30 protein-coding genes are annotated in these 26,999 nt (G+C 71.1%); 18 read left to right on the top strand and 12 right to left on the bottom strand.

Features of this window, described 5'->3' with window-relative positions; translation table 11 throughout:
- On the bottom strand, positions 1-594 hold the full coding sequence (locus QWY76_RS12375) for a cell wall hydrolase (RefSeq protein ID WP_290311543.1): 594 nt from the start codon (positions 592-594) through the stop codon (positions 1-3).
- Positions 595-809: 215 nt separating this feature from the next.
- Positions 810-1,361 (bottom strand): HIT family protein, encoded by a 552-nt coding sequence (locus tag QWY76_RS12370; RefSeq protein WP_290311542.1) that lies wholly within the window; start codon positions 1,359-1,361, stop codon positions 810-812.
- Positions 1,362-1,395: 34 nt separating this feature from the next.
- On the opposite strand from QWY76_RS12370, the gene QWY76_RS12365 reads away from it, so the two are divergent.
- The 7 genes from QWY76_RS12365 (at position 1,396) to QWY76_RS12335 (ending at position 6,775) form a co-directional block, all read left to right on the top strand.
- On the top strand, positions 1,396-1,674 hold the full coding sequence (locus QWY76_RS12365; protein ID WP_290311540.1) for a peptidylprolyl isomerase: 279 nt from the start codon (positions 1,396-1,398) through the stop codon (positions 1,672-1,674).
- 158 nt (positions 1,675-1,832) lie between these two features.
- Positions 1,833-2,039: a DUF6494 family protein gene (locus tag QWY76_RS12360; RefSeq protein ID WP_290311539.1), complete on the top strand. Its 207-nt coding sequence runs from the start codon at positions 1,833-1,835 to the stop codon at positions 2,037-2,039.
- Positions 2,032-2,976, top strand: a complete 945-nt coding sequence (locus QWY76_RS12355; RefSeq protein ID WP_290311538.1) for an ABC transporter ATP-binding protein — start codon at positions 2,032-2,034, stop codon at positions 2,974-2,976. Before QWY76_RS12360 ends, QWY76_RS12355 begins: the two co-directional genes overlap by 8 nt.
- Positions 2,973-3,734: an ABC transporter permease gene (locus QWY76_RS12350; protein ID WP_290311537.1), complete on the top strand. Its 762-nt coding sequence runs from the start codon at positions 2,973-2,975 to the stop codon at positions 3,732-3,734. Before QWY76_RS12355 ends, QWY76_RS12350 begins: the two co-directional genes overlap by 4 nt.
- Before the next feature lie 68 nt (positions 3,735-3,802).
- Positions 3,803-4,807 (top strand): nucleoid-associated protein YejK, encoded by a 1,005-nt coding sequence (gene yejK / locus QWY76_RS12345; protein WP_290311535.1) that lies wholly within the window; start codon positions 3,803-3,805, stop codon positions 4,805-4,807.
- A 78-nt stretch (positions 4,808-4,885) separates the two neighbouring features.
- A complete protein-coding gene (locus tag QWY76_RS12340) occupies positions 4,886-6,106 on the top strand; it encodes a GGDEF domain-containing protein (protein ID WP_290311534.1) in 1,221 nt (406 codons plus the stop codon).
- Between the two features lie 81 nt (positions 6,107-6,187).
- Positions 6,188-6,775, top strand: coding sequence for an NAD(P)H-dependent oxidoreductase (locus QWY76_RS12335; protein ID WP_290311533.1), 588 nt, complete (start codon positions 6,188-6,190; stop codon positions 6,773-6,775).
- Between the two features lie 41 nt (positions 6,776-6,816).
- Here the strand turns inward: QWY76_RS12335 and trxC are convergent, their stop codons facing one another.
- Complete coding sequence (gene trxC / locus QWY76_RS12330; protein WP_290311531.1) at positions 6,817-7,266, bottom strand: thioredoxin TrxC; 450 nt, start codon at positions 7,264-7,266, stop codon at positions 6,817-6,819.
- Between the two features lie 138 nt (positions 7,267-7,404).
- On the opposite strand from trxC, the gene QWY76_RS12325 reads away from it, so the two are divergent.
- Positions 7,405-9,195, top strand: a complete 1,791-nt coding sequence (locus QWY76_RS12325; protein WP_290311530.1) for an ABC transporter transmembrane domain-containing protein — start codon at positions 7,405-7,407, stop codon at positions 9,193-9,195.
- Positions 9,196-9,211: 16 nt separating this feature from the next.
- Here QWY76_RS12325 and QWY76_RS12320 read toward each other — a convergent pair whose 3' ends face one another.
- The 3 genes from QWY76_RS12320 to QWY76_RS12310 are packed head-to-tail and all read right to left on the bottom strand — an operon-like array spanning position 9,212 to position 13,045.
- Positions 9,212-11,575, bottom strand: a complete 2,364-nt coding sequence (locus tag QWY76_RS12320) for a DNA polymerase II (RefSeq protein ID WP_290311529.1) — start codon at positions 11,573-11,575, stop codon at positions 9,212-9,214.
- Between the two features lie 56 nt (positions 11,576-11,631).
- Positions 11,632-12,393 (bottom strand): metallophosphoesterase, encoded by a 762-nt coding sequence (locus QWY76_RS12315; protein WP_290311528.1) that lies wholly within the window; start codon positions 12,391-12,393, stop codon positions 11,632-11,634.
- Positions 12,394-12,409: 16 nt separating this feature from the next.
- Complete coding sequence (locus QWY76_RS12310; protein ID WP_290311527.1) at positions 12,410-13,045, bottom strand: LysE family translocator; 636 nt, start codon at positions 13,043-13,045, stop codon at positions 12,410-12,412.
- Positions 13,046-13,534: 489 nt separating this feature from the next.
- Between QWY76_RS12310 and QWY76_RS12305 the strand changes: the two genes are divergently transcribed.
- From QWY76_RS12305 to QWY76_RS12285, 5 genes are all read left to right on the top strand, one after another.
- Positions 13,535-14,413, top strand: a complete 879-nt coding sequence (locus QWY76_RS12305) for an NAD(P)-dependent oxidoreductase (RefSeq protein ID WP_290311526.1) — start codon at positions 13,535-13,537, stop codon at positions 14,411-14,413.
- An 84-nt stretch (positions 14,414-14,497) separates the two neighbouring features.
- Positions 14,498-15,235 (top strand): DUF72 domain-containing protein, encoded by a 738-nt coding sequence (locus tag QWY76_RS12300; RefSeq protein ID WP_290311525.1) that lies wholly within the window; start codon positions 14,498-14,500, stop codon positions 15,233-15,235.
- Positions 15,236-15,363: 128 nt separating this feature from the next.
- On the top strand, positions 15,364-16,008 hold the full coding sequence (locus tag QWY76_RS12295; protein ID WP_290311524.1) for a hypothetical protein: 645 nt from the start codon (positions 15,364-15,366) through the stop codon (positions 16,006-16,008).
- On the top strand, positions 16,005-16,748 hold the full coding sequence (locus tag QWY76_RS12290) for a DUF3307 domain-containing protein (protein ID WP_290311523.1): 744 nt from the start codon (positions 16,005-16,007) through the stop codon (positions 16,746-16,748). The genes QWY76_RS12295 and QWY76_RS12290 overlap by 4 nt, the downstream gene beginning before the upstream one ends.
- Positions 16,749-16,752: 4 nt before the next feature.
- Positions 16,753-17,640 carry an N-acetylmuramoyl-L-alanine amidase gene (locus tag QWY76_RS12285; protein WP_290311522.1) on the top strand — a complete coding sequence of 296 codons (888 nt, stop codon included), beginning with the start codon at positions 16,753-16,755 and terminating at the stop codon, positions 17,638-17,640.
- Here the strand turns inward: QWY76_RS12285 and QWY76_RS12280 are convergent.
- A complete protein-coding gene (locus QWY76_RS12280) occupies positions 17,637-18,215 on the bottom strand; it encodes a helix-turn-helix domain-containing protein (protein WP_290311521.1) in 579 nt (192 codons plus the stop codon). The genes QWY76_RS12285 and QWY76_RS12280 overlap by 4 nt on opposite strands.
- 119 nt (positions 18,216-18,334) lie before the next feature.
- On the opposite strand from QWY76_RS12280, the gene QWY76_RS12275 reads away from it, so the two are divergent.
- The 5 genes from QWY76_RS12275 (at position 18,335) to QWY76_RS12255 (ending at position 23,717) form a co-directional block, all read left to right on the top strand.
- Positions 18,335-19,528 carry a benzoate/H(+) symporter BenE family transporter gene (locus QWY76_RS12275; protein ID WP_290311520.1) on the top strand — a complete coding sequence of 398 codons (1,194 nt, stop codon included), beginning with the start codon at positions 18,335-18,337 and terminating at the stop codon, positions 19,526-19,528.
- A gap of 105 nt (positions 19,529-19,633) precedes the next feature.
- On the top strand, positions 19,634-20,230 hold the full coding sequence (locus QWY76_RS12270; RefSeq protein ID WP_290311519.1) for a GNAT family N-acetyltransferase: 597 nt from the start codon (positions 19,634-19,636) through the stop codon (positions 20,228-20,230).
- On the top strand, positions 20,227-21,138 hold the full coding sequence (locus QWY76_RS12265) for a carbon-nitrogen hydrolase family protein (protein WP_290311518.1): 912 nt from the start codon (positions 20,227-20,229) through the stop codon (positions 21,136-21,138). Before QWY76_RS12270 ends, QWY76_RS12265 begins: the two co-directional genes overlap by 4 nt.
- 193 nt (positions 21,139-21,331) lie before the next feature.
- The gene (locus tag QWY76_RS12260; protein WP_290311517.1) at positions 21,332-23,041 is read left to right on the top strand and encodes a proline--tRNA ligase; all 1,710 of its coding nucleotides are present in this window, start codon (positions 21,332-21,334) and stop codon (positions 23,039-23,041) included.
- Positions 23,042-23,156: 115 nt separating this feature from the next.
- Positions 23,157-23,717, top strand: a complete 561-nt coding sequence (locus QWY76_RS12255; RefSeq protein ID WP_435388984.1) for a transglycosylase SLT domain-containing protein — start codon at positions 23,157-23,159, stop codon at positions 23,715-23,717.
- 175 nt (positions 23,718-23,892) lie between these two features.
- On the opposite strand, the gene ccoM is transcribed toward QWY76_RS12255, so the two are convergent.
- The 5 genes from ccoM to rfaH all read right to left on the bottom strand — a co-directional run bounded on the left by ccoM (position 23,893) and on the right by rfaH (position 26,903).
- Positions 23,893-24,015: a cytochrome c oxidase subunit CcoM gene (gene ccoM, locus QWY76_RS12250; RefSeq protein ID WP_290311514.1), complete on the bottom strand. Its 123-nt coding sequence runs from the start codon at positions 24,013-24,015 to the stop codon at positions 23,893-23,895.
- Between the two features lie 178 nt (positions 24,016-24,193).
- The gene (locus QWY76_RS12245; protein WP_290311512.1) at positions 24,194-25,348 is read right to left on the bottom strand and encodes a PqqD family peptide modification chaperone; all 1,155 of its coding nucleotides are present in this window, start codon (positions 25,346-25,348) and stop codon (positions 24,194-24,196) included.
- Positions 25,349-25,389: 41 nt separating this feature from the next.
- The gene (locus QWY76_RS12240; protein WP_290311511.1) at positions 25,390-25,698 is read right to left on the bottom strand and encodes a hypothetical protein; all 309 of its coding nucleotides are present in this window, start codon (positions 25,696-25,698) and stop codon (positions 25,390-25,392) included.
- 129 nt (positions 25,699-25,827) lie between these two features.
- Positions 25,828-26,334 (bottom strand): FKBP-type peptidyl-prolyl cis-trans isomerase, encoded by a 507-nt coding sequence (locus QWY76_RS12235; protein WP_290311510.1) that lies wholly within the window; start codon positions 26,332-26,334, stop codon positions 25,828-25,830.
- 26 nt (positions 26,335-26,360) lie between these two features.
- Positions 26,361-26,903, bottom strand: coding sequence for a transcription/translation regulatory transformer protein RfaH (gene rfaH / locus QWY76_RS12230; protein WP_290311509.1), 543 nt, complete (start codon positions 26,901-26,903; stop codon positions 26,361-26,363).
- Between the last annotated feature and the right edge of the window lie 96 nt (positions 26,904-26,999).

Raw genomic sequence — 26,999 nt, 5'->3', positions numbered from 1 at the left:
CTAGTGGGACGCCCCGCCGCGGGGCCGATAGAAGGCGAAGCCGCCGACGTCGACGGTCTTGGCGTATTCCGCGGCCCAGGTAGGGAGCACCGAGCGATGGTGGAAGTAGAGGGCGCCGTCGGTGTGATCGCCGAGCTGCTGGTTGAGGGCGCGCCGGGCGATCTCCTTGGCCGCCGCATAGGCGGCGTCCTCGTCGGCCTCGTCCACCCGGCCGTCACACCACCAGGAGAACTGGCAGGCGCCCTGCTCGGCCCCCTGCCTGACCACCGCGCAGACCGAGTCGGGAAAGCCCTCGTGGGCCAGACGGTTCATCACCACATTGGCCACGGCCTCCATGTCGGCGACCGCCTCGCCGCGGGCTTCCCAGTAGATGCTGCGGGCCAGGCAGGTGAGGGCATCGTCCAGCGGCGCCTTGCCGGTCGGGTCGACCGCCTGGGCCTCCGGCTTCTCGATGGTGGCGGCGGGGGTGACGGGGCCATCCTCGCCCGCCTCCACGACGCTCTGCTCCAGCTGCGCCGCCTTGCGCTCGGCCGCCTCGGCCGGCTCGTGCGCCATGGCCAGGGGCACCAGCAGGCAGGCAGCCAGACAACACACGAAGCACCGCCAAGACGGGGGCATGCCATGTCTCCGGGCGCCTCTCGTAAGGCCAACTCCCTCGACAGTCGCCAGGCCGCCGACGACACCCGGATCGGCAAGCCCGGACAGCGGCTGGCGAGACCTATCGTGCCGCCCCGCAGGGCGAGCCGATGCCGTTTCAGTGTAGCCTGAAGCCGGCCTTGGCGGGCGCCGCCAGGGAGCGTGCCAAGGGGCTAGGCGAAGGTGCGGATCCGGGCGGCGAGTTCGGCGAGTCGCTCGTCGTCGGCCCGACGAAAATCGTGCGAGGACAGGTACCCTTCGTAGCGCGTGAAGTACTTGTCCACCCGTGATTCCACGGCCTGGAAGGTCGGGTCGTTGCCGGTGCCATGCATGGGAAACAGCTTGCTGTGCAGGTGATCGACGCCGTAGCCCTCGAAGAACATGCCGCTGCGGGCGACGCCGTCCAGCGACCGGTCCAGCAACCGGGCCACGCACTTGGTGGCGAGCACCAACCGGCACAGCACCTCGTCCGACTGGTCGAAGGCATAGCTCGAGTGGTGGGCCTTGGGGATCACCACGGTGAAGCCCGGCGTATTGGGGTAGATGGAGAGGAAGGCCAGGTGTTCCTCGTCTTCCCATACCCGATGGCAGGGCGAGCGCCCCGCGACGATGTCACAGAAGATGCAGCGCATGGGTGGTTCCTCCTTGAACCGGGTGACCAGCGCGACCAGGCGCGCCGGTGCTGGCCCCAGCATGGGGCCGGCATGGTATCCTTGTCCCTTCATCCCCACCCTACCATGTCCCATCGAGGAGATTCCCATGGCCCAGGCATCCGCCCGTCACATCCTGGTCAGCAGCGAAGAGCAGTGCCAGGCCCTCAAGGCCGAGATCGAAGGCGGCCGCGACTTCGCCGAGGTCGCCCGCGAACATTCCCAGTGCCCGTCCGGCAAGCAGGGCGGCGAGCTCGGCAGCTTCGGCCCCGGCCAGATGGTGCCGGAATTCGACAAGGTCGTGTTCTCCGCTGAGCTCAACAAGGTCCAGGGCCCGGTGAAGACCCAGTTCGGCTACCACCTGCTCGAGGTCACCAGCCGCACCTGATCCGCGGCGAGGACGCCCGCTCCGGCGTCCTCCCGGGCGCCCCTGACCGACGAAAGCCGCGCGTGGGCCACCACCGCGGCTTTCGTCGTTGGTGGGCGATGTTCCATGGCGCCAGCCGCGCTAGGATGGGGGGGCCGCCCACCCATAAGGACATACCGATGCATGACGAGACCTTTCACCAGAGCATCCGCAAGCTGCTGAAGACCGTCGGGGTCCAGTCCCAGCAGCGCATCGAGGAGGCCGTGGCCCAGGCGCTGGCCGAGGGGCGACTGGCGGGCGACGAGTCGCTGCCGGCCCGCGTGACGCTGGAGGTGGCCGGGCTCGAGCTGAAGGTGGAGTTCCAGGGAGACATCGAGCTTGAGTGATGACACCGTGATTCGCGTCGAGGGCCTGTCGAAGACCTACGACAGCGGGTTCCAGGCGCTCAGCGACGTGGACCTCGAGATCCGCCGCGGCGAGATCTTCGCCCTGCTCGGCCCCAACGGGGCCGGCAAGACGACCCTGATCAGCGTGATCTGTGGCCTGGTCAATGCCAGCCGGGGCCGCGTGCTGGTGGATGGCCACGACAACGTCCGCGAGTTCCGCCGCGCCCGGGAACGCATCGGCCTGGTCCCCCAGGAGCTGACCAGCGAGGCCTTCTCCACGGTCTGGGACACGGTGAGCTTCAGCCGCGGGCTGTTCGGCAAGCCGAAGGCGCCCGGGCACATCGAGAAGGTGCTGAAGTCGCTGTCGCTCTGGGACAAGCGCCGCAACCGGCTGATCACCCTCTCGGGGGGCATGAAGCGCCGGGTGCTGATCGCCAAGGCGCTGGCCCACGAGCCCGAGATCCTGTTTCTCGACGAGCCCACCGCCGGCGTCGATGTCGAGCTGCGCCGCGACATGTGGGAGGTGGTGCGCGGCCTGCGCGACAGCGGGGTGACCATCATCCTGACCACCCACTACATCGAGGAGGCGGAGGAGATGGCCGACCGCATCGGGGTGATCCGCGGCGGCTCGCTGGTGCTGGTGGAGGAGAAGCGCGAGCTGATGCGCAAGCTCGGCCGCAAGGAGCTGACGCTGCAGCTGCGCGAGCCGATCACGCGGGTGCCGGCCGTCCTGAACGGCCATCGGCTGACGCTGGCCGAAGACGGTCATGCACTGATCTACACCTACGATGGCCGCCACAACGGCGAGGACGACCAGGCCGGCATCGCCGACCTGCTCGCCGACCTCGAGGCCGCCGGCATCCGCTTCAAGGACCTCCACACCCGGCAGAGCTCGCTGGAGGAAATCTTCGTCAGCCTGGTCAGGGAGAGCGCATGAACCTGCAATCGGTGAAGACCATCTACCTGGCGGAGATGGCCCGCAGCCTGCGCACGGTGCTGCAGAGCATCGTCTCGCCGGTGATCTCCACCTCGCTGTACTTCGTGGTGTTCGGTGCGGCCATCGGCACCCGGATCAGCGAGGTGGACGGGGTCAGCTACGGGGCCTTCATCGTGCCCGGCCTGATCATGCTGATGCTGCTGACCCAGAGCGTCTCCAACGCCTCCTTCGGGATCTTCTTCCCGCGCTTCTCGGGGTCGATCTACGAGATCCTCTCCGCCCCCATCTCGTACTTCGAGGTGGTGCTCGGCTTCGTCGGCGCGGCGGCCACCAAGTCGGTGCTGCTGGGATTGATCGTGCTCGGCACGGCGAGCCTCTTCGTGCCCTTCTCCATCGCCCATCCGCTGATCATGCTGCTGTTCCTGGTGCTCACGGCGCTGACCTTCAGCCTGCTCGGCTTCATCATCGGCATCTGGGCCGACGGCTTCGAGAAGCTGCAGCTGGTCCCGCTGCTGGTGATCACCCCGCTGACCTTCCTCGGCGGCACCTTCTACTCCATCGACATGCTGCCGCCGTTCTGGCAGGCGGTGACCCTGGCCAACCCGGTGGTCTACCTGATCAGCGGGTTCCGCTGGAGCTTCTACGGCCTGGGCGACGTCAGCATCTGGGCGAGCCTGGCCATGATCGCGCTGTTCCTGGCGGTCTCGCTGGGGGTGGTCAGCTGGATCTTCCGCACCGGCTATCGCCTCAAGCCCTGAGGGGCAGCCGGGCACGGGGCGGCTGCGGTATCATCGCCGCCTTTCCACCGCGAGCCGCGAGGTCTCCCATGCCGATCCTGCACAGCATCATCCACCGCATCGACAAGGGCGACGGCGAGACGCCGGCGCGTCTGGCGCCCGCCCAGGCGGAACTGGCCGCCTCCCCGGCCCTCGACGACCTGCTCGCCGGGCTGGGTGACGCCTACCACGCCAAGACCAAGACCTGGGGCCGCTTCGCCGACGACGAGGAGGACGCCGGCCCCTTCCCCGCCGCGCTGGCCCGCTACCTGGAGGACGGCCTCGACTTCGCCGAGCTGAGCCGGACGCTGGCCGAGCGCCTCACCCCGCTGATCGATGCCCACCTGCCGGTGGGCGGCCACTTCCTGGTCATCGACCACCGCCAGGGCGAGGCCCGCTACCTGATCATGGCGCTGCTGCACCACCGCCAGGGCTTCGGCATCAGCGAGACGCTGGAAGTGGTACCCAGCCACCAGCTCAACCTGGCCCAGATGACGCTGGCCGCTCGGCTCGACTTCGGCCAGTGGCAGGGCGGCTCGTCCTCGCATCCCTACCTGTCCTGGACCCGGGACCGCGGCGGCAGGAAGCTGGCAGAGGGCTTCGCCGAGGTACTGGGGGCCCGGGAGCAGGTCGACGCCACCCAGGAGACCCGCACCCTGCTCAAGGCCTTCAGCGACTACGTGGAGCGGGAGGATCTGCCCGAGGAGGCGAGCCGCGAGAAGACCGACGCCCTGATCGACTATGCCAGCGACCAGGCGAGCCGTGGCGAGCCGATCACCCTGGAGGCGCTCTCCGAGCTGGTCGACGAGCAGCAGCCCAAGGCCTTCTTCGAGCACATCCGCAACAGCGACTATGGCCTGGCCCCGGAGATTCCTCCCGACAAGCGCACCCTCAAGGCGTTCCGGCGCTTCACCGGGCGCGCGGCGGGCGTGTCGATCAGCTTCGATTCCCACCTGCTGGGGGCCGCCGTGGAGTACGACCAGGACCAGGATCGCCTGATCATCAAGAAGGTGCCCACCGGACTGCGTGACCAGCTCAAGCGGCGCCAGGACTGAGGCGGCCGCATCCGCCTATCGCCAGAGACGCCAAGCCGGGCTAGTCTTTCGAAAGGGGCCCCATGGAGCCGTCTCACCGTGATTGCATCGGACCGTCATGCCCTGACGCCATGGACCGCGGAGTTTACCGATCCTCGTCTGGAAGCCGACTATCGGCGTTACGTGCTGCCGCGTACCGCCGGCCAGCTGCAGACCTCGCTGCTGGTCATCGCCCTGCTGTTCACCCTGCTGGGGATGGCCGACTACCTCCTGCTCGGCGCGTCGCCGACCTTCTTCCTGCTGCTGGCCCTGCGCGTGCTGGTGGCGATCGCCTGCCTGCTGACCTGGCGCGCCCTGCGCCGGCGACCCGCCCGGGTGTTTCGCTTCCTGCCCCTGAACCCGGTACTCTGGCTCGGCTGCCTGGTGATCATCCTGATCGTGCCGCTGCGCGCCGACTCCATCGGCACCCATGCCTCCGCCACGGCCGTCGCCGTGATGGCCCTCTACCTCTTCGTGCCCAACCGCCTGCCCTGGATGATCGCGGCCAGCCTGTTGCTGAGCCTGGGCTTCCTCTCGGCGATGCTACTCTGGGCCGCGGTGCCCGCCGGCGTCATCCTCATCCAGGCGGTCGTGCTGCTGTTCGCCAACACCGTGGGACTGATCACCGCCCGGCGCCTGGCGCGCCTGCAGCGCGAACAGTACGCCTCGCTGCTCGACGAGCGCGCCTCCAGCGAGCGGCTGAGGCACGAGATCGGCGATCACCTGCACCTCGAGGAGCGGCTTCGCCACATGGCCGGCACCGATGAGCTCACCGGCCTCGACAACCGTCGGCGCTTCTTCGAGCGTGCCGACCAGGAACTGCGTCGCGCCCTCCGCCATGGCTCGCCGCTGAGCTTCTGCATGGTCGATATCGACCACTTCAAGGCCATCAACGACCAGCATGGCCACTCGGTAGGCGACCTGGTCCTGACCCGGGTGGCGGCCACGCTGCGCGGTGACCTTCGCGAGGTCGACTTCATCGGCCGCTTCGGCGGCGAGGAGTTCGTCATCGCCCTGCCCGGCGCCGACCCGGCGGCCGCCCGGGAGGTGGCCGAGCGCCTGCGCTCGCGCATTTCCGAGCTGCCCCACCCCGACCCGGGCGTTCCTCACCGGATGAGCGTGACCATCGGCATCGCCCGGCTGGCGCCCGGCGAGACGACCCTGGACCCGGTGCTCAAGCGTGCCGACCAGGCGCTGTATCGCGGCAAGGCCGGCGGCCGCAACACCGTGGTGCTGGCCGACGAGCAGGAAGGCGTCGGGATGGCGGCGGCGAATGGCTGAGCGACCGACGCCGGGAGGGCGGCGAGTCGCCGCCGCAAGGGTCTATGCTGATCGCGCCTCATTGCCACCCGGAGACCCGTCATGCCCCGCCGCATCCTGCTCCTCCAGGGCCACCCCGACCCGGCGACGCCCCACCTCTGCCACGCCCTGGCCGATCACTACCTGGCCGGGGCCCGGGAAGCCGGCCACGAGGTTCGCCAGGCGGTCCTCACCCGCCTTGACGTTCCCCTGCTGCGCAGCGCCGAGGACTGGAAGGAGGGCCGCCTCCCCGAGGGCCTCGAGGCGGTGCAACAGGATATCGCCTGGTGCGACCACCTGGTGCTGGTCTTCCCGCTGTGGCTCGGCGACATGCCGGCGCTGGTCAAGGCCTTCCTGGAGCAGGTGATGCGCCCGCACTTCGCCTTCGAGTACGAGGCGGGCAACCCCCTGGGGCGCAAGGGACTCACCGGGCGCTCGGCGCGGGTGATCGTCACCATGGGCATGCCGGCGGCGATCTATCGCCATGTGTATCGGGCGCATAGCGTGAGGGCACTGGAGCGTAACGTGCTGGGCTTCGTCGGTTTCGCCCCGGTCCGCGAGACGCTGATCGGGTCGGTGGATGGGCTGGAGCCACGGGCCCGCCAGCGCTGGTTCGACAGGCTGCGACGGCTCGGCGCGCGGGCCATGTAGCGGGCTGGCCCGCGGCCTGTCGCGGCGAGGGTGCTCGCCGATCAGGCCGGATGGGTAGCCAGGTGCGGCATCAGCCACCGGCGCAGCTGCGGGCCTTGCAGCAGCCCCGGCTGGCGCGCCACCTCCTGGCCACCGCGGAACACGATAAGCGTCGGAATGCTGCGGATGCCGAAGCGGGCGGCCAGTTCCTGCTCGGCCTCGGTGTCGAGCTTGGCGAAGCGCATGCGCGGCTCGAGCTCCCTGGCCGCCTCGGCGAAGATCGGCGCCATCGTCTTGCAGGGGCCGCACCAGCTGGCCCAGAAGTCGACCACCACCGGCAGCTCGCTGCGCCCCACCAGGGCATGGAAGTTGGCACCGGTCAGTGCAACGGGTTCGCCGGCGAACAGCGGCAGCTTGCACTTGCCGCAGCGGGGGCCGGACGCCAGGCGGCCGGCGTCGACGCGGTTCAGGGCGCCACAGTGGGCACAGCCCAGGACGAGGGATTCGGGCATCATGCGGCTCCGCGGGCAGGGATCACTGCCGACGACTATGGCCGCTCGGCGCCCAGCCATCAAGCCCATGCAGCCACGCCGACGCGCTGCTAACGTGCCGTGAGACCGACACCCTGCCCACCCCTCCCGGAGAACCCCATGGGTCCAAGCCCTGATCCGCGTGTCCTGCTGCGCCTGCTGGGGCTGCTGCGTCCCTACCGCTCACGGCTGCTGCTGGCGGGGCTCGCCCTGCTGGTGGCGGCCGGCTGCGTGCTGCTGCTCGGCCAGGGCCTGCGCCTGGTCATCGACCAGGGCTTCCTGGCCCGCGATGCCCGGCAGCTCAACCAGGCCCTGATCGGCATGGTGGCCTTGGTGGCGGTGCTGGCCGGCGCCTCCGCCCTGCGCTACTACCTGGTGAGCTGGATCGGCGAGCGACTCGCCGCCGACCTGCGCCGCCGCGTCTTCGACCGCCTGCTCGACCTCGAGCCCGGCTTCTTCGAGAGCGCGCGGGAGGACGACCGCGGCGCCGGCGAGATCGCCTCGCGGCTGACGGCGGACACCACCGTGCTGCAGAGCCTGTTCGGGTCCTCGGTATCACTGGCCCTGCGCAACCTGATGCTGCTGATCGGCGCCGCGGGCCTGATGCTGGTGACCCAGCCCTGGCTCTCGGCGCTGGTGCTGCTGGGGATTCCCGCCACCCTGGCCCCGATCCTCTGGTACGGGCGCCGGGTGCGCCGCCTCTCCCGCCATAGCCAGGACCGGGTGGCGGAACTGGGCCGCTATGCCGGCGAGGCCCTGTCCGGGATTCGTACCATCCAGGCCTTCAACCACGAGGACACCGACCGCCGCGGCTACGCCCGCCGCGTCGAGGAGGCCTTCGACGCCGCGATGGCGCGCAGCCGCCAGCGGGCCTGGCTGACCGGGGCCGCCCTGCTGGTGGTGTTCGGCGCGGTGGGCATCATGCTGTGGCAGGGTGGCCGGGCGGTGCTCGCCGGCGATCTCACCGCCGGGGAGCTCTCCGCCTTCGTCTTCTACGCCGTGCTGGTCGCCGGCGCCGTGGCCACCCTGGCCGAGGTGGCCAGTGACGTGCAGCGCGCCGCCGGGGCCGCCGAGCGCCTGCTCGAGCTTCGGGACGCTCGGCCGCGGATCGCCGCCCCGCCGGTACCCACGCCCCTGCCCCGGCCGGTGGCCGGGGCGATCCGCCTCGAGGGCGTGACCTTCACCTATCCGGGCCGGGAGCGCCCGGCGCTGGCCGGGCTGGAGCTGGCCATCCAGCCCGGCGAACGGGTCGCCCTGGTCGGGCCCTCCGGGGCCGGCAAGAGCACCCTGCTCGCCCTGCTGCTGCGCTTCCACGACCCCGACCGCGGTCGGCTGAGCCTGGATGGCCTCGACCTCAAGGCTATCGACCCGCATGCGCTGCGCGCGGCGATCGGCCTGGTGGCCCAGGAGCCGGTGCTGTTCACCGGCTCCGCCGCCGACAACCTGCACTTCGGCAAGCCGGACGCCAGCGACGAGGAGCTGCGCCGCGCCGCCCGCGACGCCAATGCTCTGGACTTCCTCGAGGCGCTGCCGCGGGGCCTCGACACGCCCCTGGGACCGGGCGGGGTGCAGCTCTCCGGCGGCCAGCGCCAGCGCCTGGCCATCGCCCGGGCGCTGCTCAAGTCGCCCGCCGTGCTGCTGCTCGACGAGGCCACCAGCGCGCTGGACGCCGAGAGCGAGCGGCTGGTCCAGCAGGCCCTGGACCGGCTGATGGCCGACCGCACCAGCGTGGTGATCGCCCATCGCCTGGCCACGGTGGTGGCCGCCGACCGCCTGCTGGTGATGGACGAGGGACGGCTGGTGGCGGCCGGGCGCCATGACGAGCTGATGGCCTCGAGTCCCCTCTACCGACGCCTGGCCGAGCTGCAGTTCGGCCGACCGTCCGGGGCCCGGACCACCGGCCGCGCCTGAGCCGACCAAACCCGACTCAGAACAGGCCGAGCTGGCGATCGATCAGCGCCGCGAAGTCGTCGCCCACGAAAGGCAGGATGGCATCCGCCACCGGGCGCAGCTGGTGGTTCAGGTAGTGGTCGGTGTCGATGGCCGAGCGCCGGCGCTCCAGGGGCTCCGGCCCGGCCACTGTCATCACGTAGCGGATCCAGCCGCCCTGCTGGTACTGGCGCGGCCGCCCCCGCTGATCGTTGACCGCATCGGCGAGCCGGGCGGCTCGCACATGCGGCGGCACGTTGCGCCGGTAGTCGGAGAGCCGCCGGCGCAGGCGCTTGCGATAGACCAGCCGATCGTCGAAGTCGCCGGACAGGGTGCGCTGCACATAGTCGCGCACGAAGTCCCGATACGGCTCGCCGGTGAAGATGCGCCGGTAGAGCTCCTCCTGGAACTGCTTGGCCAGGGGCGTCCAGTCGCTGCGCACGGCCTCCAGGCCCTTGAAGACCACCCGCTCATCGCCGGCCGCGTCCCGCACCAGCCCGGCATAGCGCTTCTTGCTGCCCGCCTCGGTGCCGCGGATGGTGGGCATCAGGAAGCGCCGATAGTGGGTCTCGAACTGCAGCTCCAGGGCGCTCTCCAGGCCGTACTCGTCGGCCAGGTGCTCCCGCCACCAGGCATTGACGTGGGCCACCAGGCGACGGCCGATCGCCGCCGCCTGCGCCTCGGGATGCGCGCCGCCGAGCCAGACGAAGGTGGAGTCGGTATCGCCGTAGATAACGGTATATCCCTCGGCCTCGATCAGCGCCCGGGTGCGGCGCATGATCTCGTGGCCACGCAGGGTGATCGACGAGGCCAGCCGCGAATCGAAGAAGCGACAGCCCTTCGAGCCCAGCACCCCGTAGAAGCTGTTCATGATGATCTTCAGGGCCTGGGCGAGCGGCGCGTTGCCGGCGGCCTTGGCGGCCTCGCGACCCTCCCACAGCTGCGCCACGATGGCCGGCAGGGCATGCCGCGTGCGCGAGAAGCGCGCGCCGCGAAAGCCCGTCACCGAGGCGGCGTCCGAGGGGTCGGCGAGGCCCTCGATCAGCCCCGCCGGGTCGATCAGGAAGCTGCGGATGATCGCGGGATACAGGCTCTTGAAGTCGAGCACCAGCACCGAGTCGTAGAGGCCGGGCCGGGAGTCCATGACGAAGCCGCCGGGGCTCTCGTCTGGCTGGCCCTCGCCGAGGTTCGGCGCCACCAGGCCCAGGCGATGCAGGTGCGGCAGGTAGCGGTGGGTGAAGGCCGCCACCGACCCGCCGCTGCGGTCGGCGGGAAGCCCGGTCACGCTGGCCCGCTCCAGCAGGAAATCCAGCAGCTCGGTGGTCGCGAAGATCCGCGTCACCAGCTCGCAGTCCCTGAGGTTGTAGCGTGCCAGCGCCGGCTTGTCCTCGGCGAACATGCGCAGGATGTCGTCGAGGCGCTGGTAGGGGTTGTCGATGGCCTTGCCCTCGCCCAGCAGGGTGCGGGCCACGTTCTCCAGGCTGAAGGAGGGGAACTGCCAGGTCGCCGAGCGCAGGGCCTCGATGCCGTCGATGATCAGCCGTCCCGCCGCCGAGGCCACATAGCGGCCGGTCTGGTGGCCCTGGGCACGCCACTCCAGCGCTTGCCCGCCGCGGCCCAGACGTAGCACCACGCCGCAGCGCCGGGCATGCTCGTGGAGGATCCGCAGGTCGAACTGCACCAGGTTCCAGCCGATGATCGCGTCCGGGTCGTGCTCGGCGAACCACTGGTTCAAGCGTTCGAGCATCGCCGCGCGGCTCGCGCAGTAGTCGAGGCGGAAGTCGAGCCCCTCGGCGCGGCCGTTGGGCGGGCCCAGCATCAAGACCCGGCGCTGCCCGCCCCCTTCCAGGGCGATGGAGTAGAGCTCCCCCGTTCCACTGGTCTCGATATCCAGCGAGACCAGCCGCAGCCGGGGGCGATAGTCGGCGGCGGGCCCGAGGCGCGCCGCCACCAGGCCGCCCTGCCCGTCCGGCTCACCCTCGACACTGACGGAGGCGGTGATAAAGCGCTCCATCAGGTAACGCTCCGGCGGGCGGATGTCGGCCTCGTAGACCACCACGCCGGCGTCCTTCAGGCGGCGTGCCAGGGCGAGAAGCCGGCGGTGCTGCCGGCCGTAGAGCCCCAGCACCGGGCGATGCTGGAAATCGCGCAGCGCGAGTGGCCGCAGCTCGACATCCGGCGCGGCGCCGAGGACGGCCGCCGCCTGCTCGCGCTGCTCCGCCGGCACAAAGGCCACCGACGGCCGGTGCGGCAATCGTACCCGGAGCGGCCCGGCGTCGGTCGCCAGCCAGAACGCGACCTCGATGCCCTCGGGCGTGTCCTGCCAGTGCCGGGTCAGGATGAACCCCTGTCGTGACGCCACCGCCGTTCCTCGCCCGCTATCCTCGACGCCTCGATCTTACCGGCGCCGGGCCGATCTCACACCTCGATCACCAGGTCGGGCCGGAACGGCGGTGACGCGAGCTCGCCCGGGTACCCGCCGGGGTTGGCGATGACCCGGGTGCCGGCGACCCTCAGGTCCAGCGGCACGTGCACATGGCCATGGATCCAGAGATCCATTCGCCCCATGAGCCTCGAGAGCCGAGAGGCAAAGGCCGGCGACAACGGGTCGCCGCGATAGTGCTCCGGGATGCAATCGGCCAGGGGGGCATGGTGACTGATCACCACCCGCGGGCCGTCGACGGGCCTGGCCAGCTCGGCGGACAGCCAGCCCAGTGCCTCCGCGTGCAGGCGCCGGCTCTCCGCCGGGGTGAACACCGCGCCCGCCGGCTGCTCGATGAGCCGAAAGTCCGGCATCAACCGGCGCGCCACCCGTTCCGCCAATGCGGAAATATCGCCGGGCGCCTGGTCATCGAGCGCGAAATCGGTCCACAGGGTGAGGCCGTGGAAGCGCACGCCGCCCAGGGTGAGGCTGCGGTTGTCCAGCAGGTGGATGCCGAGCCGCTCCGCCTCGACGGCCAGCTCGGCGCGCAGGGTCGCCATGCAGGCACCGTAGAATTCGTGGTTGCCGGGCACGTAGAGGACCGGCGTGCCGGCGAAGCGCGCGGCTGCCCAGGCGAGGCCCTGACAGCCGACATGGATGTCGCCGGCCAGTACCACCACATCGCAGGCCACCGGCGGCAGCTCGCGGCCCCCGGGGAAATGTTCCAGATGCAGGTCGGAGAGTATCCTGAGTCGCATGGCTCTCCCCGCGGCGTCAGCGCTCGCTCAGGGCCAGACGCACTCCCAGGGCCACGAACACCGTCCCCAGCCCCTTCTCCAGCCAGGTTCCGAGACGACGACGGCCGCGCAGCGCCCCGGCCAGCCCGGCGCCGGCCAGCACCAGCGGCGGCTCGATGACGGCGGCCACGGCGATGATCAGCAGGCCGTGGAAGGCCAGCTGCAGACCGGCCGGGCCGGCCGCCGGCTCCACGAACTGGGGCAGGAAGGCGAGGAAGAACACGGCCACCTTGGGGTTGAGCAGCGAGACCAGGATGCCCTGGCGATAGATCGTGCGCGCCCCGGGAGCGACGCCGGTGGGCGGGGACTCGGCGGCCCCGGTTCGTGCCAGCAGGGCCTGGAGTCCCAGCCAGACCAGGTAGGCGGCACCGACCCATTTGACCAGCGAGAAGGCCAGCGCCGAGGTGGCCAGGATCGCCGAGAGCCCCAACGCCGCCATGGCCACGTGCAGACCGGCACCGCTCCATACGCCGAGCATGGCGGCCACGCCACCGCGGCGGCCATGGCGCGCCGTCTGGCCGAGGAGGAAGGCCAGGTCGGGCCCCGGGGACAGGTTCAGCAGGACCGCCGTGGACAGGAAGGCCATCCAGTGAGCCAGGGAATAGGTCAACATGGCATGCGGAGCTTCGCGAGACGAGGGGAATCCCTCACGCTAGGCGATGGCCGCGACGACGTCCAGCCCGTCATGACCCGACAGGCCCCATCGGCAGCCATAAAAAAGGCCCCCCGAAGGAGGCCAGGTGGAGCACGCCAGCTCACTGGTGATGTCGCCCGCCGCGCAGTGGCGCCACGCCTGACGACCCGGTGACCGCCGGGGGCAACGGCGCGAACCGCTGACCCCGGGTTGCCGGCCACCTCATGCCTTTTACCATACAAGGGTCGCGCCACTTTCCACGCCTTCCCTTCAATATCAGCTATTTAATAAATTCCTGATACTACCTCCCTGCGCCTTCACCTCCGCCGGGGGCGAGCGGCCGCACCATCGCGATCCCCACGAATGCCGCATTGCATCATGGCGGCGCACCGGGCACCGGCCATGACTTGATGGAAATCCCTTCCATCAAGCATGCTGTGGGCTTCCCTGATCCTGCGGAGAGCCCCCATGTCCCACCCCCGCCTCGGCTTCATCGGCATCGGCCTGATGGGCGACCCCATGACCCGCCGCCTGCTGGCCGCCGGCTACGACGTCGGCGTCTGGAACCGCTCCCCGGACAGGACCGCGGGGGTGGCCGCGGCCGGCGCCCGAGTGGCCGGCTCGCTCGGCGAGCTGGTGGCCGACGCGGACGTGATCCTGCTGTGCCTGGCCAACACCGCCGTCGTCGAGGCGGTGGTGTTCGGCGAGGACGGCGTGGCGGCCCATGCCCGCGCCGGCCAGCGGCTGGTCGATCTCTCCAGCAGCGACCCCGAGGCCACCCGCCGCTTCGCCGCGCGCCTGGCGGCCGATCACGGCGTGCCCTGGGTGGATGCCCCGGTCTCCGGCGGCGTGGCCGGCGCCGAGGCCGGGCAGCTGGCCATCATGTGCGGCGGTGCCGCCGAGGATGTCGCGGCGGTGCGGCCCCTGCTCGCCCCCCTGGCGGCCCGGGTGACCCACATGGGCCCGGTGGGCAGCGGCCAGGTGACCAAGGTGTGCAACCAGATGATCGTCGGCTGCCAGGCGGCGGTGATCGCCGAGATGGTGGCCCTGGCCGAGGCCAGCGGGGTCGACGCCCATCGGCTCACCGAGGCGCTGGCCGGCGGCTTCGCCGACTCCAGACCCTTTCGCATCCTCACCCCGCGCATGGCTGCCAGCGACTTCGCCGCGCCCCCCTGGCACCTGCGCACCCTGCTCAAGGACCTGGACATGGCCGTGGCCCAGAGCGGGCGGGTCACCAGCGCCACCCCGATGAGCGCCCTGGCCGCTCAGCTGATGCGCGGCCACGCCGGCCACGGGCACGCCGACGCGGACCCGGCGAGCCTGGTCGAGGCCTACCGCAAGCCCTGAGGCGGTTCCCCCCTGGCGACACCGGCGGCGGGGGGCCATCCTGTCCCTGCGCCCTCGCCTGCCTGCCGGGGGCGGGGAGGCACCATGCGCCAGCGCAGCAACGTGCATATCGGCACCTCGGGGTACCAGTACGACCACTGGCGTGGTGTCTTCTACCCGGACGCCCTGCCCCGGGAGCGCTGGCTCGCCCACTATGCCGAGCACTTCGCGACCCTGGAGATCAACAGTACCTTCTACGGGCTGCCCACGGCCGCCACCGTCCAGGCCTGGCGAGACGCGGTGCCGGCGGCGTTTCGCTTTGCCGTCAAGTTCAGCCGCTATGGCAGCCACATGAAGAAGCTCAAGGCGCCGCAGGCGACCATCGGCCACTTCGTGGAACGGGTGGACCCGCTGGGCGACCGGCTCGGGCCGATCCTGGTCCAGCTGCCGGGGCGCTGGCGGGTCGACGCCGGGCGACTGGCGGCCTTCCTGGAAGCGGCGCCGCCCGGCTACCGCTGGGCGATCGAGGTCCGCGACGCCTCCTGGTGGTGCGAGGCGGTCTATCGAGTCCTGGAGACGCATCACGCCGCCCTGTGCTGGCACGATGGCCTGGTCGATCATCCCCGGCGCCTGACCGCCGACTGGACCTACTTGCGCTTCCACGGCGATCACGACCGCGGCCGCTACTCGCCCCAGTACCTCACCGCCCAGGCCCGGCGGCTGCGCGCCCTGCGCGACGACGGCACGGACGTCTACGCCTACTTCAACAACGACGCCGCCGGGCACGCCGTGACCAACGCCCGCCGGCTGCGCCGCTACCTCGACCACCGCTCTCCAGGCTAGCCCTGGCACGCCGACATTCATAGCCCTTATAAGCTATATAATGATCATATAGCCATTATTGGCTATAAAATTGAAAAATAGATATAAAAGGCTATCATTGAGACGAGATCACCGACCGGAGAGTGCCCATGAGGCAGCCTATCGCCGTGCTGACCGGGGACGTCATCGCGTCGCGCCGGATCGCCGATACCCAGGCCCTCTACCGGGAGCTCGATGCCATCCTGGGCCGCCTGGCCGAGCACTACGGCGGCCGCTTCGAGCGCTACCGGGGGGATGGCTTCCAGCTGGCCCTGCCCGTGGCCGGCGCGGCCCTGGATGCCGCCGTGGCCCTGCGCGCCGCGCTGATCATGCACTCCGACGAGCGGCGCTGGGATGCCCGGGTCGCGATGGCCGTGGGCAGCGACGACTGGCAGGCCGAGCGTACCCTGGCCTCCGCCGACGGGCCGGTGTTCGTGGCCTCCGGCCGGGCCCTGGATGCCCTGGCCGAGGGGGCGGCGCACCTGGCCCTGACCCGCCCCGGCATGCCCGGGGACGCGGCCCTGACCCTGCTGGTCCGCTATGTCGACGAGCTGGTCGATGGCTGGTCTCGCTACTCCGCCGAGATCGTCTGCCTGAGCCTGTGGCATGATGACTCCCAGCAGGCCATGGCCGAACGCCTGGGCATCCGCCAGCCCAGCGTGCACAAGCGCCTGCGCACCGCCCGCTGGGCGCTGCTGGACGATACCCTGGACTTCTTCCGACACCGCCTGGCCACGGAGGGCCCTGCCCCATGACCGCCCCGCAACTGGCGACCCTGCTCGGCCTGCTGCTGGCCCACCTGAGCGGCGACTTCCTGCTCCAGCCGCGACGCTGGGTCGATTCGCGACAGCGCCACAAGCGACGCTCACGGGCCCTCTACCTGCACGCCGGGCTGCATGGCCTGCTGGTGCTGCTGGTGCTCGGCATCGCCGGGAGCGCGCCGGGCCTCGCCCTGGCCGGGGCCCTGCTGGTGGCCACCAGCCATGCGCTGATCGACCTGGGCAAGGCGCACCTGGACCCGCGCCGGCTGCGCTGGTTCCTGCTCGACCAGCTGCTGCACCTGGGGGTGCTGGTGGGGCTGTGGCTCGCCTGGCTGGGCAGCCTGCGGCCGCTGACCGAGGCCGCGGCCTGGCTGGCCACCCCGCAGACATTGACCCTGGCCGGCGCCTACCTGCTGGTGACCCGGCCGATGGCCATCGCCATCGCCCTGGCCATGCGGCCCTGGAGCGACGAGGTCGCCGACCCCGGCACCCTGGTCGCCGCCGGGGCCCGCATCGGCATGCTCGAGCGCTTCCTGGTGCTGACCCTGGTGCTGCTGGACGAGCTGACCGCCGTGGGCTTCCTGCTGACGGCCAAGTCGGTGCTGCGCTTCGGCGACCTCCGCGAGCGTCGCGACCGCAAGCTCACCGAGTACGTGCTGCTGGGCACCCTGCTCAGCGTGTCGGCGACCCTGGCCCTCGGCCTGCTGGTACGCTCCACGCCCTGGGGAGGCTGACGCCATGCCCGCGCGCCTGCTGGTCGTGCTGCTGCTGGGCCTGGCGATCGGCGGCTGCGCCCGCCAGGGGGGCATCAGCCCCCAGGCCGGCTATGCGGTCGACACCCGCCACCCGGCCCCGTCGCACTCCAGCCGCGTGCATCACCTGGTGCTCCACTACACCGATGCCGACGAGGCCGAGTCCCTGGCCATCCTCACCGGCCCGCGGGTCAGTACCCACTACCTGTTGCCCCGGCCGGCACGCCACCACCGCGGGGAGCCGCTGGTCTACCGGCTGGTGGAGGAGTCGCGGCGCGCCTGGCATGCCGGCGACAGCGCCTGGGCGGGCCGCCGTCACCTCAACGACACCTCGATCGGCATCGAGATCGTCAACCCGGGGCCCGACCGCTCCTTCGCCGCGGTCGAGGCCGGCGAACCGGTCCGCTGGGCGCCCTTCCCCGACGCCCAGATCGCCGCCCTGATCCCGCTGCTGCGCGACCTGATCGCCCGCCACGACATCGCCGCCACCGATATCCTGTCCCACGCCGAGATCGCCCCGAGCCGCAAGATCGACCCGGGTCCCGCCTTTCCCTGGCGCCGGCTCTTCGCCGCCGGCATCGGCACCTGGCCGGACGCGGCCCGCGTCGCCCGCCATCGCCGGGCGCTGGCCGACCGGCCGCCGTCCCTGACCACCCTGCAGCGGGCGCTGGCGGCCTGGGGCTATGCGGTCACGCCCAGCGGCAGCCTCGATGCCGAGACCCGCGGGGCGCTGCGCGCCTTCCAGATGCGCTACCGGCCCGCCGATCATCGCGGCGAAGCGGATCTCGACACCGCCGCGCGGCTCTGGGCGCTGCTCGAGCAGTACCGGCCCGAGGCGCTGGCGACGCTCGACGACCGCGACAGCAGGCGCTAGCCGTCGCCGGCCCCGCGCGGGTAGTGGATCACGTCGTGGAAGCGCACGGGGGGCGCGGCGGGATTGCGATAGCCGTGGGGACGGTCCGCGGCGAAGCGCAGCCCCTCGCCCTCGCCGAGCCGCTGCCACTGCCCCGCCAGGCACACTTCGAGCGTGCCCTCGACCACCACCAGGTGCTCCACCACGCCCGGCGCATGGGGCGCCGACTCGCTGAGCGCCCCCGGTGCCAGGGTGATGACGAACAGCTCGAAGCCAAGCACGGGGTCGAAGGGAAACAGCGGCACGACCTGCATGCCCGCGGCATCCTCGCCCCATGCCGCACGCCGCGCGGGAGCGGCCATCGCCGCCTCGCCCGACGCCTTCGCCGTCGGCGCCAGAAGGCTGGAGAAGGACACGCGAAAGCCGCTGGCGATCTTCCACAGCGTGGCCACGGTGGGGCTGGACTCCCCGCGCTCGATCTGGCCGAGCATGGCCTTGCTGACGCCGGTCTCCCGGGCGGTGCGATCCAGGCTCCAGCCCTGCTGGCGACGCAGCCAGCGGAGCCGGTCGGCGATGTGCTGCGAGATCTCCTGCATGCGGCCTGCCTCCCGTGTGGTGCGTGTCGCTACGGTGGGCGCCATTGTACGTGATAACGCACGGTGGTATCGTGCCGCGATCGTGCGTTATAGCGCACATCCGTTCCCGGGAGCCCTCGATGCCAGCCTCCGACCTGCCGCTTCGCCGTCGCCTCGCCTGCCTGCGCGACGGCAGCCTCTCGACCCTGACCGCGGGGTTCATCGCCGTGCTGATCGGCTACTCGAGCTCGGCGGTGATCATCTTCCAGGCCGCCGAGGCGGCCGGTGCCAGCCAGGCGCAGATCGGCTCCTGGCTGTGGGCGCTGGGCGTCGGCGCCGGCCTTACCTCCATCGGCTTCTCGCTGCGCTACCGCATGCCGCTGCTCACCGCCTGGTCGACCCCGGGGGCGGCCCTGCTGGCAACCAGCCTGCCCGGGGTAGCGATGAGCGATGCCATCGGCGCCTTCCTGTTCTCCTCGGCGCTGATCACCCTGTGCGGCGTGACCGGCCTCTTCGAGCGACTCATGCATCGCCTGCCCCGCGCGCTGGCCTCGGCCATGCTCGCCGGGGTGCTGCTGCGCTTCGGGCTCGACCTCTTCGCGACCCTCGAGCACCGGCTGGTGCTGCCGCTGTCGATGTGCCTGGCCTATCTGCTGGGCAAGCGCTGGTGGCCGCGCTATGCCATCCCGCTGGTGCTGGCGACGGGGTGCCTGGTGGCCCAGGCGCAGGGGCTGTTGCACCTCGAGGAGGTGACCCCGCGCCTGGCCCAGCCGGTCTTCACCGCGCCGACCTTCTCGGCCTCGGCGATGATCGGCGTGGGCCTGCCGCTGTTCGTGGTCACCATGGCCTCGCAGAACCTGCCCGGCATCGCCGTGATCCGGGCGGCGGGGTTCTCCCCGCCGGTCTCGCCGCTGATCGGCGGCACCGGCCTGACCTCCCTGGCGCTCGCGCCCTTCGGCGGCTTCGCCCTCAACCTGGCGGCGATCAGCGCCGCGGTGTGCCTGGGACCGGAGTCCCACGCCGAGCCCGGGCGGCGCTACACCGCCGGGATCGCGGCCGGCGGGTTCTACCTGCTGCTGGGCCTGTTCGGCGCCACCGTCACCGCCCTGTTCGCGGCCTTTCCCGCCGAGCTGGTGATGGCCATCGCCGGCCTCGCCCTGCTGCCCACCCTGGGGGCCGGCCTGGCCGATGCCCTGGGCGCGGAGGGGCACCGTGACGCCGCCCTGGTGACCTTCCTGGTCACCGCCTCGGGCATCAGTCCCGGCGGCATCGGCGCCGCCTTCTGGGGACTGGTCGCCGGCCTGGTGGTCATGCTGGCGGGCCGCCGTCCCTGACGGCGAGTGTCGCCCCCGGCATGCCGGCCGTCGCCGAGGCGATTGGCGTCATGCCCACCAGCTGCTAGGGTCGCCGGCGAGCGCCCCGATCCAGGAGACCTGCCCATGACGGCCATCACCCTCACCACCCTGCAGGGGCGGGCCATCGCCCCGCACCTCGAGGCCCTGGCGCGGCTGCGCATCGGGGTCTTCCGCGACTACCCCTACCTCTACGACGGCGACCTGGCCTACGAGGCCGAGTACCTGGACCGCTACGCCCGCAACCCGCGCAGCCTCTTCGTGCTGGCGTTCGACGGCGAGACCCTGGTGGGCGCGGCCACCGGCCAACCGCTGGTCGACGAGGTGGACGAGTTCCGCAGCCCCTTCGAGGCCGCCGGCTACCGCCCCGAGCGCGTCTTCTACTACGGCGAGTCGGTGCTGCTGCCCGAGTACCGCGGCCAGGGCATCGGCAAGGCCTTCATGGCAACCCGCGAGCGCCATGCCGCCGGGGAGGGATTCGGGTTCGCCGCCTTCTGCGCCGTCGAGCGCCCCGACGACCATCCCCGCAAGCCGGCCGACTACCGTCCGCTGCATGGCTTCTGGCATTCCCGGGGCTACCGTCGCACGCCCTCGCTGTCCACCACCTTCGCCTGGAAGGACCTGGACGAGGCCGAGGAGACCGCCAAGCCGATGGTCTTCTGGCTCAAGGCGCTGGGCACATGAGGCCGGCCCGCGAGCGCCCGGTGACGGTGGCCACCGCCCAGTACCCGATCGAGGCCTTCGACGACATCGCCGGGTTCCGCGCCAAGGCGGCGCGCTGGGTCCAGGACGCCGCGGGCCGCGGCGCCGAGCTGCTGGTCTTCCCCGAGTACGGCGCCATGGAGCTGGCGTCGCTGCTGCCCGAGGCCGAGCGGGGCGACCTGGCGGCCCAGTTGCACGGCCTGCAGCCGCTGCGCGAGGCCTTCGTCGACAGCTGGCGCGCGCTGGCCGTCGAACATGGCGTGACCCTGCTGGCCCCCTCGCTGCCCTGGCGCCTCGATGACGGCCGCTTCGTCAACCGGGCCTGGCTGTGCGGTCCCGACGGCGGCCTGGGCCACCAGGACAAGCAGGTGATGACCCGCTTCGAGAACGACGACTGGGGCGTGGCCGCCGGCGACGGGCTCAGGGTCTTCGACACCCCGGCCGGGCGGCTGGGCGTGCTGATCTGCTACGACAGCGAGTTTCCCCTGCTGGCCCGGGCCCTGGTCGAGGCCGGCGCCGAGCTGCTGCTGGTGCCGAGCTGCACCGACACCCAGGCCGGCTACCAGCGGGTGCGCCTGAGCGCCCAGGCCCGCGCCATCGAACAGCAGGTGGCGGTGGTGCAGTCGCCGACGGTCGGCGAGGCGCTGTGGTCGCCGGCGGTGGACATCAACATCGGCTTTGCCGGCGTCTACACGCCCTGCGACCACGGCTTCCCGCCGGACGGGGTGCTGACCATCGCCGGGGATGCCACCCCGGGCTGGCAACTGGCCCGCCTGGACCTGGCGCGGATCCGTTCGCTGCGCGAGCACGGCCAGGTCAACAACCACGCCGACTGGACGCTCCAGGCAACACGCCTGGCACCGGGCATCGAGGCCGTGGCACTGGGGTGAGCCGGCCCCGGCATTTTGCCGCCACTGACGCTTGGCCGTACAATGCCCGTCATGATCCCGCCACCCGGCACCTGTCGAACGTCCCGCTGATCGACTGCGAATCCCGTGTTCCTCGCGACGATCGGTCAGCCCGACAGGCCCCAGGCGACCCGACCCGCTTCCCCAGACTCTTGCTCGAGGACACCCCGACCCCATGCGCGCCACGCAACTGTTGATCTCCACCCTGAAGGAAACCCCCGCCGACGCCGAGGTGATCAGCCACCAGCTGATGCTGCGCGCGGGCATGATCCGCCGCCTGACCTCGGGCCTCTACACCTGGCTGCCGCTGGGCCTCCGGACATTGCGCAAGGTGGAGCGCATCGTCCGTGAGGAGATGGACCGGGCCGGCGCCCAGGAAGTGCTGATGCCCGCCGTCCAGCCGGCGGAACTGTGGCAGGAGTCCGGCCGCTGGGAGCAGTACGGCCCTGAACTGCTGCGCCTCAAGGACCGCCACGAGCGCGACTACTGCGTCGGCCCGACCCACGAGGAGGTCATCACCGACCTGGTGCGCAGGGAGATCTCCAGCTACAAGCAGCTGCCGTCGAACTTCTATCAGATCCAGACCAAGTTCCGCGACGAGATCCGCCCGCGTTTCGGGGTGATGCGTTCCCGCGAGTTCCTCATGAAGGATGCCTACTCCTTCCATATCGATGAGGCCTCGCTGATGGAGACCTACCAGGTGATGTACGACGCCTATGTGCGCATCTTCACGCGCCTGGGCCTCGACTTCCGCCCGGTGATCGCCGACAACGGCGCCATCGGTGGCACCGGCTCCCACGAGTTCCACGTGCTGGCCGAGTCCGGCGAGGACGACATCGTCTTCTCCACCGAGTCCGACTACGCCGCCAACATGGAGAAGGCCGAGGCGCTGGCCCCGCAGGGCGAGCGCGCCGCGCCCGGCGAGGAGCTGCGCCTGGTCGACACCCCCGACGCCCGCACCATCGCCACCCTGGTGGAGCAGCACGGCCTGCCCATCGAGAAGACCATCAAGACGCTGATGGTCCGCGCCACCGAGGGTGGCCTGATCGCCCTGCTGGTGCGCGGCGACCACGAGCTCAACGAGGTCAAGGCCGAGAACCTGCCCGAGGTGGCCAGCCCCCTGACCATGGCCACCGAGGAGGAGATCCGCGCGGTGGTGGGCGCCGGCCCCGGCTCGCTGGGCCCGGTGAACCTGGCCATGCCGGTGATCATCGACCGCAGCGTGGCGATGATGAGCGACTTCGGCGCCGGCGCCAACATCGACGGCAAGCACTACTTCGGCATCAACTGGGAGCGCGACGTGGCGCTGCCCCGAGTCGCCGACCTGCGCAACGTGGTCGAGGGCGACCCCTCACCGGACGGCAAGGGCACCCTGGCGATCAAGCGCGGAATCGAGGTCGGCCACGTCTTCCAGCTCGGCCGGAAGTACTCCGAGGTGATGAACGCCACCGTCCTCGACGACAGCGGCAAGGCCGCGCATCCCTGGATGGGCTGCTATGGTATCGGGGTGACCCGGGTCGTGGCCGCCGCCATCGAACAGAACAATGACGCGGGCGGCATCATCTGGCCGGACGCCATCGCCCCCTTCCATGTGACGGTGGTACCGATGAATGCCCACAAGTCGCAGCGGGTCCGCGAAGAGAGCGAGCGCCTCTACCAGGCATTGCGGGCCGCCGGCTTCGACGTGCTGCTCGACGATCGCGACCTGCGCCCGGGGGTACGCTTCGCCGATCAGGAACTGATGGGCATCCCCCATCGCCTGGTGGTCGGCGACCGGGGACTGGACAAGGGTGAACTGGAATACAAGGGACGCCGTGATACCGACGCCACCATGGTACCCGCCGAGGAGATCCTCGACTTCCTGGGCGAGAAGATCGGCACCTGAGGGCCCCTTGCTGGCCGTCGCCCTGCTGGTGACGGCCTGGCTGGCGAGCCCGTCCGCCCTGGCCCAGGGCGAGGCGGGCTTTCTCGCGGCGCTCTCCGCCGCGCCGTCGCCCGAGATTCCCGCCGGCGTGCGCGCCCTGCCCGAGACGCCCGCCTCGCTGCGCACCACCCTGGCCGGCGTGCGCCAGGCGCCGCGCGCCCCCGCGGAGGTCTGGGCGGCCCGCCAGTGGGTAAGGGACATGACGCCGCGGCTGGCACGCTACGTGGCCGATGACGCCTACCGTCAGGCCCTGCTGGCCCGGGTCCACCAGGAGGCGCGCCTCGCGGGGCTGGCCCCGGAGCTGGTGCTGGCGGTCATCCAGGTGGAGAGTGCCTTCCGCGCCGACGCCGTGTCCTCGGCCGGGGCCACCGGCCTGATGCAGATCATGCCGTTCTGGATTCGCGAGCTGGGGCTGCCCGCCGACGACCTCAAGGATCCCTGGCGCAACCTGCGCTATGGCTGCACCATCCTCGCCCATTACCTGGCGGTGGAGCGCGGCGACCTGACCCGGGCGCTGGCCCGCTACAACGGCAGCCTGGGCAAGACCTGGTACCCCGAGCGGGTGATGCGCGCCCTCGCCACGCGCTGGACGCCCACCGGCGGCGACGCCGTGGAGCACCTGACCGCCGAGCGCTGACGCTCGCCAACGCCCCTCGCCCGGGCCCGCCGCGGCACGCCGGCGGGTGAGGCGTGCGCCGGTCGCGCCCTCGCTCGCCGTGGACGCACCCGCACATAAAAAAAGGCCGATCCAAGTGGATCGGCCTAGTGGGGGGACGTACCCCCCTCCCCTGACGACTGGTGGAGCGGCTGGCTCAGTGCTTGGGCTTGCCCTTGCGGTGATGGTCGCGAACGATGAACGCGATCCAGCCCCCCATGAAAGCGATCATCATCCCGACGGTGGCCAGCCCGAAGATCACGGCGTCATCCCAGTACATGGTGTGGTCCCCCGTCTCGATGTGTTGAGTGCACTCTAGCGTGGCGAGGGGGAACGGAAACTGACCTGCATCAAGTTTGTCGCCGGCCTCGTTCCTGGAGGCCGACGTGACTTGACGCAGGTCAGATTCGGGCGAGGCCGGCGACGAAATGAGCGAAGAAGCGACCGCCTGACGTCGCCTAGCAATCGACGGGCGCGATCAGCCCGGCCGCCGCCAGGTCGGCGAAGAGCAGCGCCACATCGCGGCCGAGGCGCGAGCGCCCGACGTCGGGGAAACGCTCGGCCAGCAGCGCCGCCACCTCGGCGCTCGCCAGGGGCTCGAGCCCCAGCAGGCGCCAGATGCCGCCGGCCACGGCGCTGAGTCGGTGGACGCCGCCATGGGCATCGACCAGGAAGTGTTCCTCGCCCAGCGCATACTCCGTCTCCACCGGCAGGCGACGCCAGGCGGTGGCCGGGTCAGCGGTGGCCGGTCGGACGTCACGCATCGGAGCAGCCTGTGCGGGACGGCACTCGTCCGCGGGCGCCTCGGCCAGGCCCGCCGCCACCGCCTCGACGGCCGCCATGGGATCGTCGTAGCGCAGCAGGCGACAGGGCAGGTCGTGCATCATCGGCAACAGCCGCTCGAGCAGGCGGGCGGGATCATGGTCCTCGCCGGCGAGGCTCTGACCCAGCAGCTGCAGGAGCCCATCGCCGGGGCTGAGCCGGGACAGGCTCGCGGCCGGCGTGCCGAGCAGCCGGTCGAGCATCACGATGGCGCCGATGGGCCGTGCCTCGCCGTGGCCGGCGAGGCGGTCGTCGTCCAGTGCCAGGTAGCGATAGCGATCATCCGAGACGCCGTCATGCTCCGCGATGAAGCGCGCCAACTCCGGCGACAGGCTCGGCGGCAGGGGCAGCCGCAGCCGCGGCGCGATGCCCAGCGCCCGGCCCTGCCCGTCGTCGCTCAGCATCAGCACGTCGTCGCCGAACACCCGATAGCCGGCGGCGGCGAAGGCCGCGCTGAGCAGGCTCTTGCCCGCCCGGTGTGTGGCGGGGAACAGCACCAGCCGCCCAGCGACCTCCACGGCGGCACAGTGCAGGCCGACCATCTGCGGCCGGGCGTCGAGAAGCAGCGAAATCAGGTCGGCGATCAGGCTGCAGGACGCCGTGGCCAGGCCGGGCAGCCGCCGGGGGCGGGAGCGGCCCGGCACGGCCTGGCAGTAGCCGCTTCCCTCCCGCCAGGCCGACAGCTCCCGGGACCGCGCCGCCGGGGCCGGCCAGCGCGCCAGCGGCCAGCCGGGCATCGCCGCGCGCAACGCCTCGGAAAGTTGCGGGGCGTTCTCCACGCGCACGGTCACCCCGAGCCCCGCAGGCTGCAGGGGCTGAATGAGCCGGCCCATCACCAGCGGCTGGGATAGCTGTGGCTGTGGCTGTGCCGGCTATGGCTGTGCCGGCTATGGCTATGACGGCTGTGCTTCGAGTGGCGGTGGTGCTTGCGGTGGCGATGTTCGCGGTAGTCGTCCACATAGCGACGATCGCGGGCCTCCGGGTGGGTCTCGTAGATGATCCGCCAGCGGCCGTCGTCCCAGTCACCGGCCTGGGCCTGGCCCAGGCTGGAGAGCGTCGGGGCGGCGTAGGCGGCGACCCCGACCAGGCCGAGGGCGGCCAGCAGCTTGCGACGGCGCGGGCAGGTGGTGGTCTCGCTCATCGTCGGGCATCCCTGTGTGGCTGAACGATGCCCCTAGCCTATCGCGCCCCCGCCTCGACGCCCCCGCTCCTGCGGCCGTTTCCCCAGAGGCTGCAAATTGACGGTCCCGTTGTCGCCCGACGACGACGTTCAGGGCATCTTCTTGTCTTCCACCTCGCTCGGGGCGGTGCCGGGCGGCAGGGGATGGCCCTTGGCCAGCTCCGCGCGGGTGGCCTCGCGGACCTCGAGGACCTCGAGGCGATAGCACAGCGTGTGGCCGGCGAGCGGGTGGTTGGTATCGATCAGCACGCTGTCGTCGCGCACCTCGACCACCGTGACGATCTCCGGGCCAGCGTCGCCGGGCGTCTGGAAGCGCATGCCCGGGGCGAGATCGGCCACCGGGAAGGCGCCACGCCCGACCTCGCGCACCAGCGCCTCGTCGCGCAGGCCATAGGCCTCCGCCGGCATCAGGGTGACGCTGAGCTCGGCGCCGCTGGCCCGGCCCTCGAGGGCGCGCTCCAGCCCGGCCATGATATTGCCGTGGCCATGCAGGTACTCGAGCGGCGTCTGACGGGCACGCGAGTCGTCGAGGACGTTGCCGTCCCGGTCACTGAGCACATAGTGCAGGCTCACGACCCGCTGCGGGGCGATAGTCATGGGAATCTCCAAAACGGGGAAAACGGTCAGTCGCGGCGGCGCAGCTGGGCGACGGGCATCTCGAGGCGCTGCTGCTTGTGCAGCATGTTGAGCAGCACGATGGCGCGCTCCTCGCCCTTGTGGCTGGAGAACACCGCCTGGAGGTCCTTGAAGGGACCCTCGGTGATTTCCACCATCTCGCCGGCACGGAAGTAGATGTTGGCCGCGTCCTCGGCGTCCGGGCTGCCATGGCAGCGCAGCGTCTCCACCAGCGCATCGCTGACCGGCACCGGCAGGTCGACGCCGAAGGTGACGAGCCTGAGCACCCCCCGCGTCGAGCGGATCGGCCGCCAGTTGCTGTCCAGCCGGTCGAGGCGGATGAACAGGTAGTGGGGGAACAATGGCTCGCTGACCCACTCGAGCTTGCCGCGTCGCTTCTTCTGGACCTGCAGCACCGGATGGAAGACCTCGTAGTCCTGATTGCCCAGGTGCTCGGCGGCGCGAAAGGATTCGCCGCCCTTGCACTGGATCACGTACCAGCGCGGCACGGCATCGTCGGCATGGCCCAGGGGGATATCGTCATCACTCATGGCGTTCCTGCTCGAGGTTCTGGCTGGTATCACCGCCGGGGCTCTGCAACAATCGGCACGCATGCCGCCCGTGTCGCGAGTCGCCCGACCGCGGGG

Source organism: Halomonas maura, from assembly GCF_030409305.1.
Classification (GTDB): Bacteria; Pseudomonadota; Gammaproteobacteria; order Pseudomonadales; family Halomonadaceae; genus Halomonas; species Halomonas maura.
This window is presented reverse-complemented; position numbering and strand designations above follow the sequence as displayed.

What these genes read in the sequence shown, in the direction of transcription:
- QWY76_RS12265 (WP_290311518.1), top strand. Translation starts at nt 20,227, where the DNA reads ATGAGGCCGGCCCGCGAGCGCCCGGTGACGGTGGCCACCGCCCAGTAC.
- QWY76_RS12295 (WP_290311524.1), top strand. Translation starts at nt 15,364, where the DNA reads ATGAGGCAGCCTATCGCCGTGCTGACCGGGGACGTCATCGCGTCGCGC.
- ccoM (WP_290311514.1), bottom strand. Translation starts at nt 24,015, where the DNA reads ATGTACTGGGATGACGCCGTGATCTTCGGGCTGGCCACCGTCGGGATG.
- QWY76_RS12325 (WP_290311530.1), top strand. Translation starts at nt 7,405, where the DNA reads ATGGGTCCAAGCCCTGATCCGCGTGTCCTGCTGCGCCTGCTGGGGCTG.
- QWY76_RS12235 (WP_290311510.1), bottom strand. Translation starts at nt 26,334, where the DNA reads ATGACTATCGCCCCGCAGCGGGTCGTGAGCCTGCACTATGTGCTCAGT.
- QWY76_RS12315 (WP_290311528.1), bottom strand. Translation starts at nt 12,393, where the DNA reads ATGCGACTCAGGATACTCTCCGACCTGCATCTGGAACATTTCCCCGGG.
- yejK (WP_290311535.1), top strand. Translation starts at nt 3,803, where the DNA reads ATGCCGATCCTGCACAGCATCATCCACCGCATCGACAAGGGCGACGGC.
- QWY76_RS12335 (WP_290311533.1), top strand. Translation starts at nt 6,188, where the DNA reads ATGCCCCGCCGCATCCTGCTCCTCCAGGGCCACCCCGACCCGGCGACG.
- QWY76_RS12365 (WP_290311540.1), top strand. Translation starts at nt 1,396, where the DNA reads ATGGCCCAGGCATCCGCCCGTCACATCCTGGTCAGCAGCGAAGAGCAG.
- QWY76_RS12275 (WP_290311520.1), top strand. Translation starts at nt 18,335, where the DNA reads ATGCCAGCCTCCGACCTGCCGCTTCGCCGTCGCCTCGCCTGCCTGCGC.
- trxC (WP_290311531.1), bottom strand. Translation starts at nt 7,266, where the DNA reads ATGCCCGAATCCCTCGTCCTGGGCTGTGCCCACTGTGGCGCCCTGAAC.
- QWY76_RS12285 (WP_290311522.1), top strand. Translation starts at nt 16,753, where the DNA reads ATGCCCGCGCGCCTGCTGGTCGTGCTGCTGCTGGGCCTGGCGATCGGC.
- QWY76_RS12260 (WP_290311517.1), top strand. Translation starts at nt 21,332, where the DNA reads ATGCGCGCCACGCAACTGTTGATCTCCACCCTGAAGGAAACCCCCGCC.
- QWY76_RS12290 (WP_290311523.1), top strand. Translation starts at nt 16,005, where the DNA reads ATGACCGCCCCGCAACTGGCGACCCTGCTCGGCCTGCTGCTGGCCCAC.
- QWY76_RS12300 (WP_290311525.1), top strand. Translation starts at nt 14,498, where the DNA reads ATGCGCCAGCGCAGCAACGTGCATATCGGCACCTCGGGGTACCAGTAC.
- QWY76_RS12240 (WP_290311511.1), bottom strand. Translation starts at nt 25,698, where the DNA reads ATGAGCGAGACCACCACCTGCCCGCGCCGTCGCAAGCTGCTGGCCGCC.
- rfaH (WP_290311509.1), bottom strand. Translation starts at nt 26,903, where the DNA reads ATGAGTGATGACGATATCCCCCTGGGCCATGCCGACGATGCCGTGCCG.
- QWY76_RS12360 (WP_290311539.1), top strand. Translation starts at nt 1,833, where the DNA reads ATGCATGACGAGACCTTTCACCAGAGCATCCGCAAGCTGCTGAAGACC.
- QWY76_RS12305 (WP_290311526.1), top strand. Translation starts at nt 13,535, where the DNA reads ATGTCCCACCCCCGCCTCGGCTTCATCGGCATCGGCCTGATGGGCGAC.
- QWY76_RS12270 (WP_290311519.1), top strand. Translation starts at nt 19,634, where the DNA reads ATGACGGCCATCACCCTCACCACCCTGCAGGGGCGGGCCATCGCCCCG.
- QWY76_RS12310 (WP_290311527.1), bottom strand. Translation starts at nt 13,045, where the DNA reads ATGTTGACCTATTCCCTGGCTCACTGGATGGCCTTCCTGTCCACGGCG.
- QWY76_RS12370 (WP_290311542.1), bottom strand. Translation starts at nt 1,361, where the DNA reads ATGAAGGGACAAGGATACCATGCCGGCCCCATGCTGGGGCCAGCACCG.
- QWY76_RS12350 (WP_290311537.1), top strand. Translation starts at nt 2,973, where the DNA reads ATGAACCTGCAATCGGTGAAGACCATCTACCTGGCGGAGATGGCCCGC.
- QWY76_RS12280 (WP_290311521.1), bottom strand. Translation starts at nt 18,215, where the DNA reads ATGCAGGAGATCTCGCAGCACATCGCCGACCGGCTCCGCTGGCTGCGT.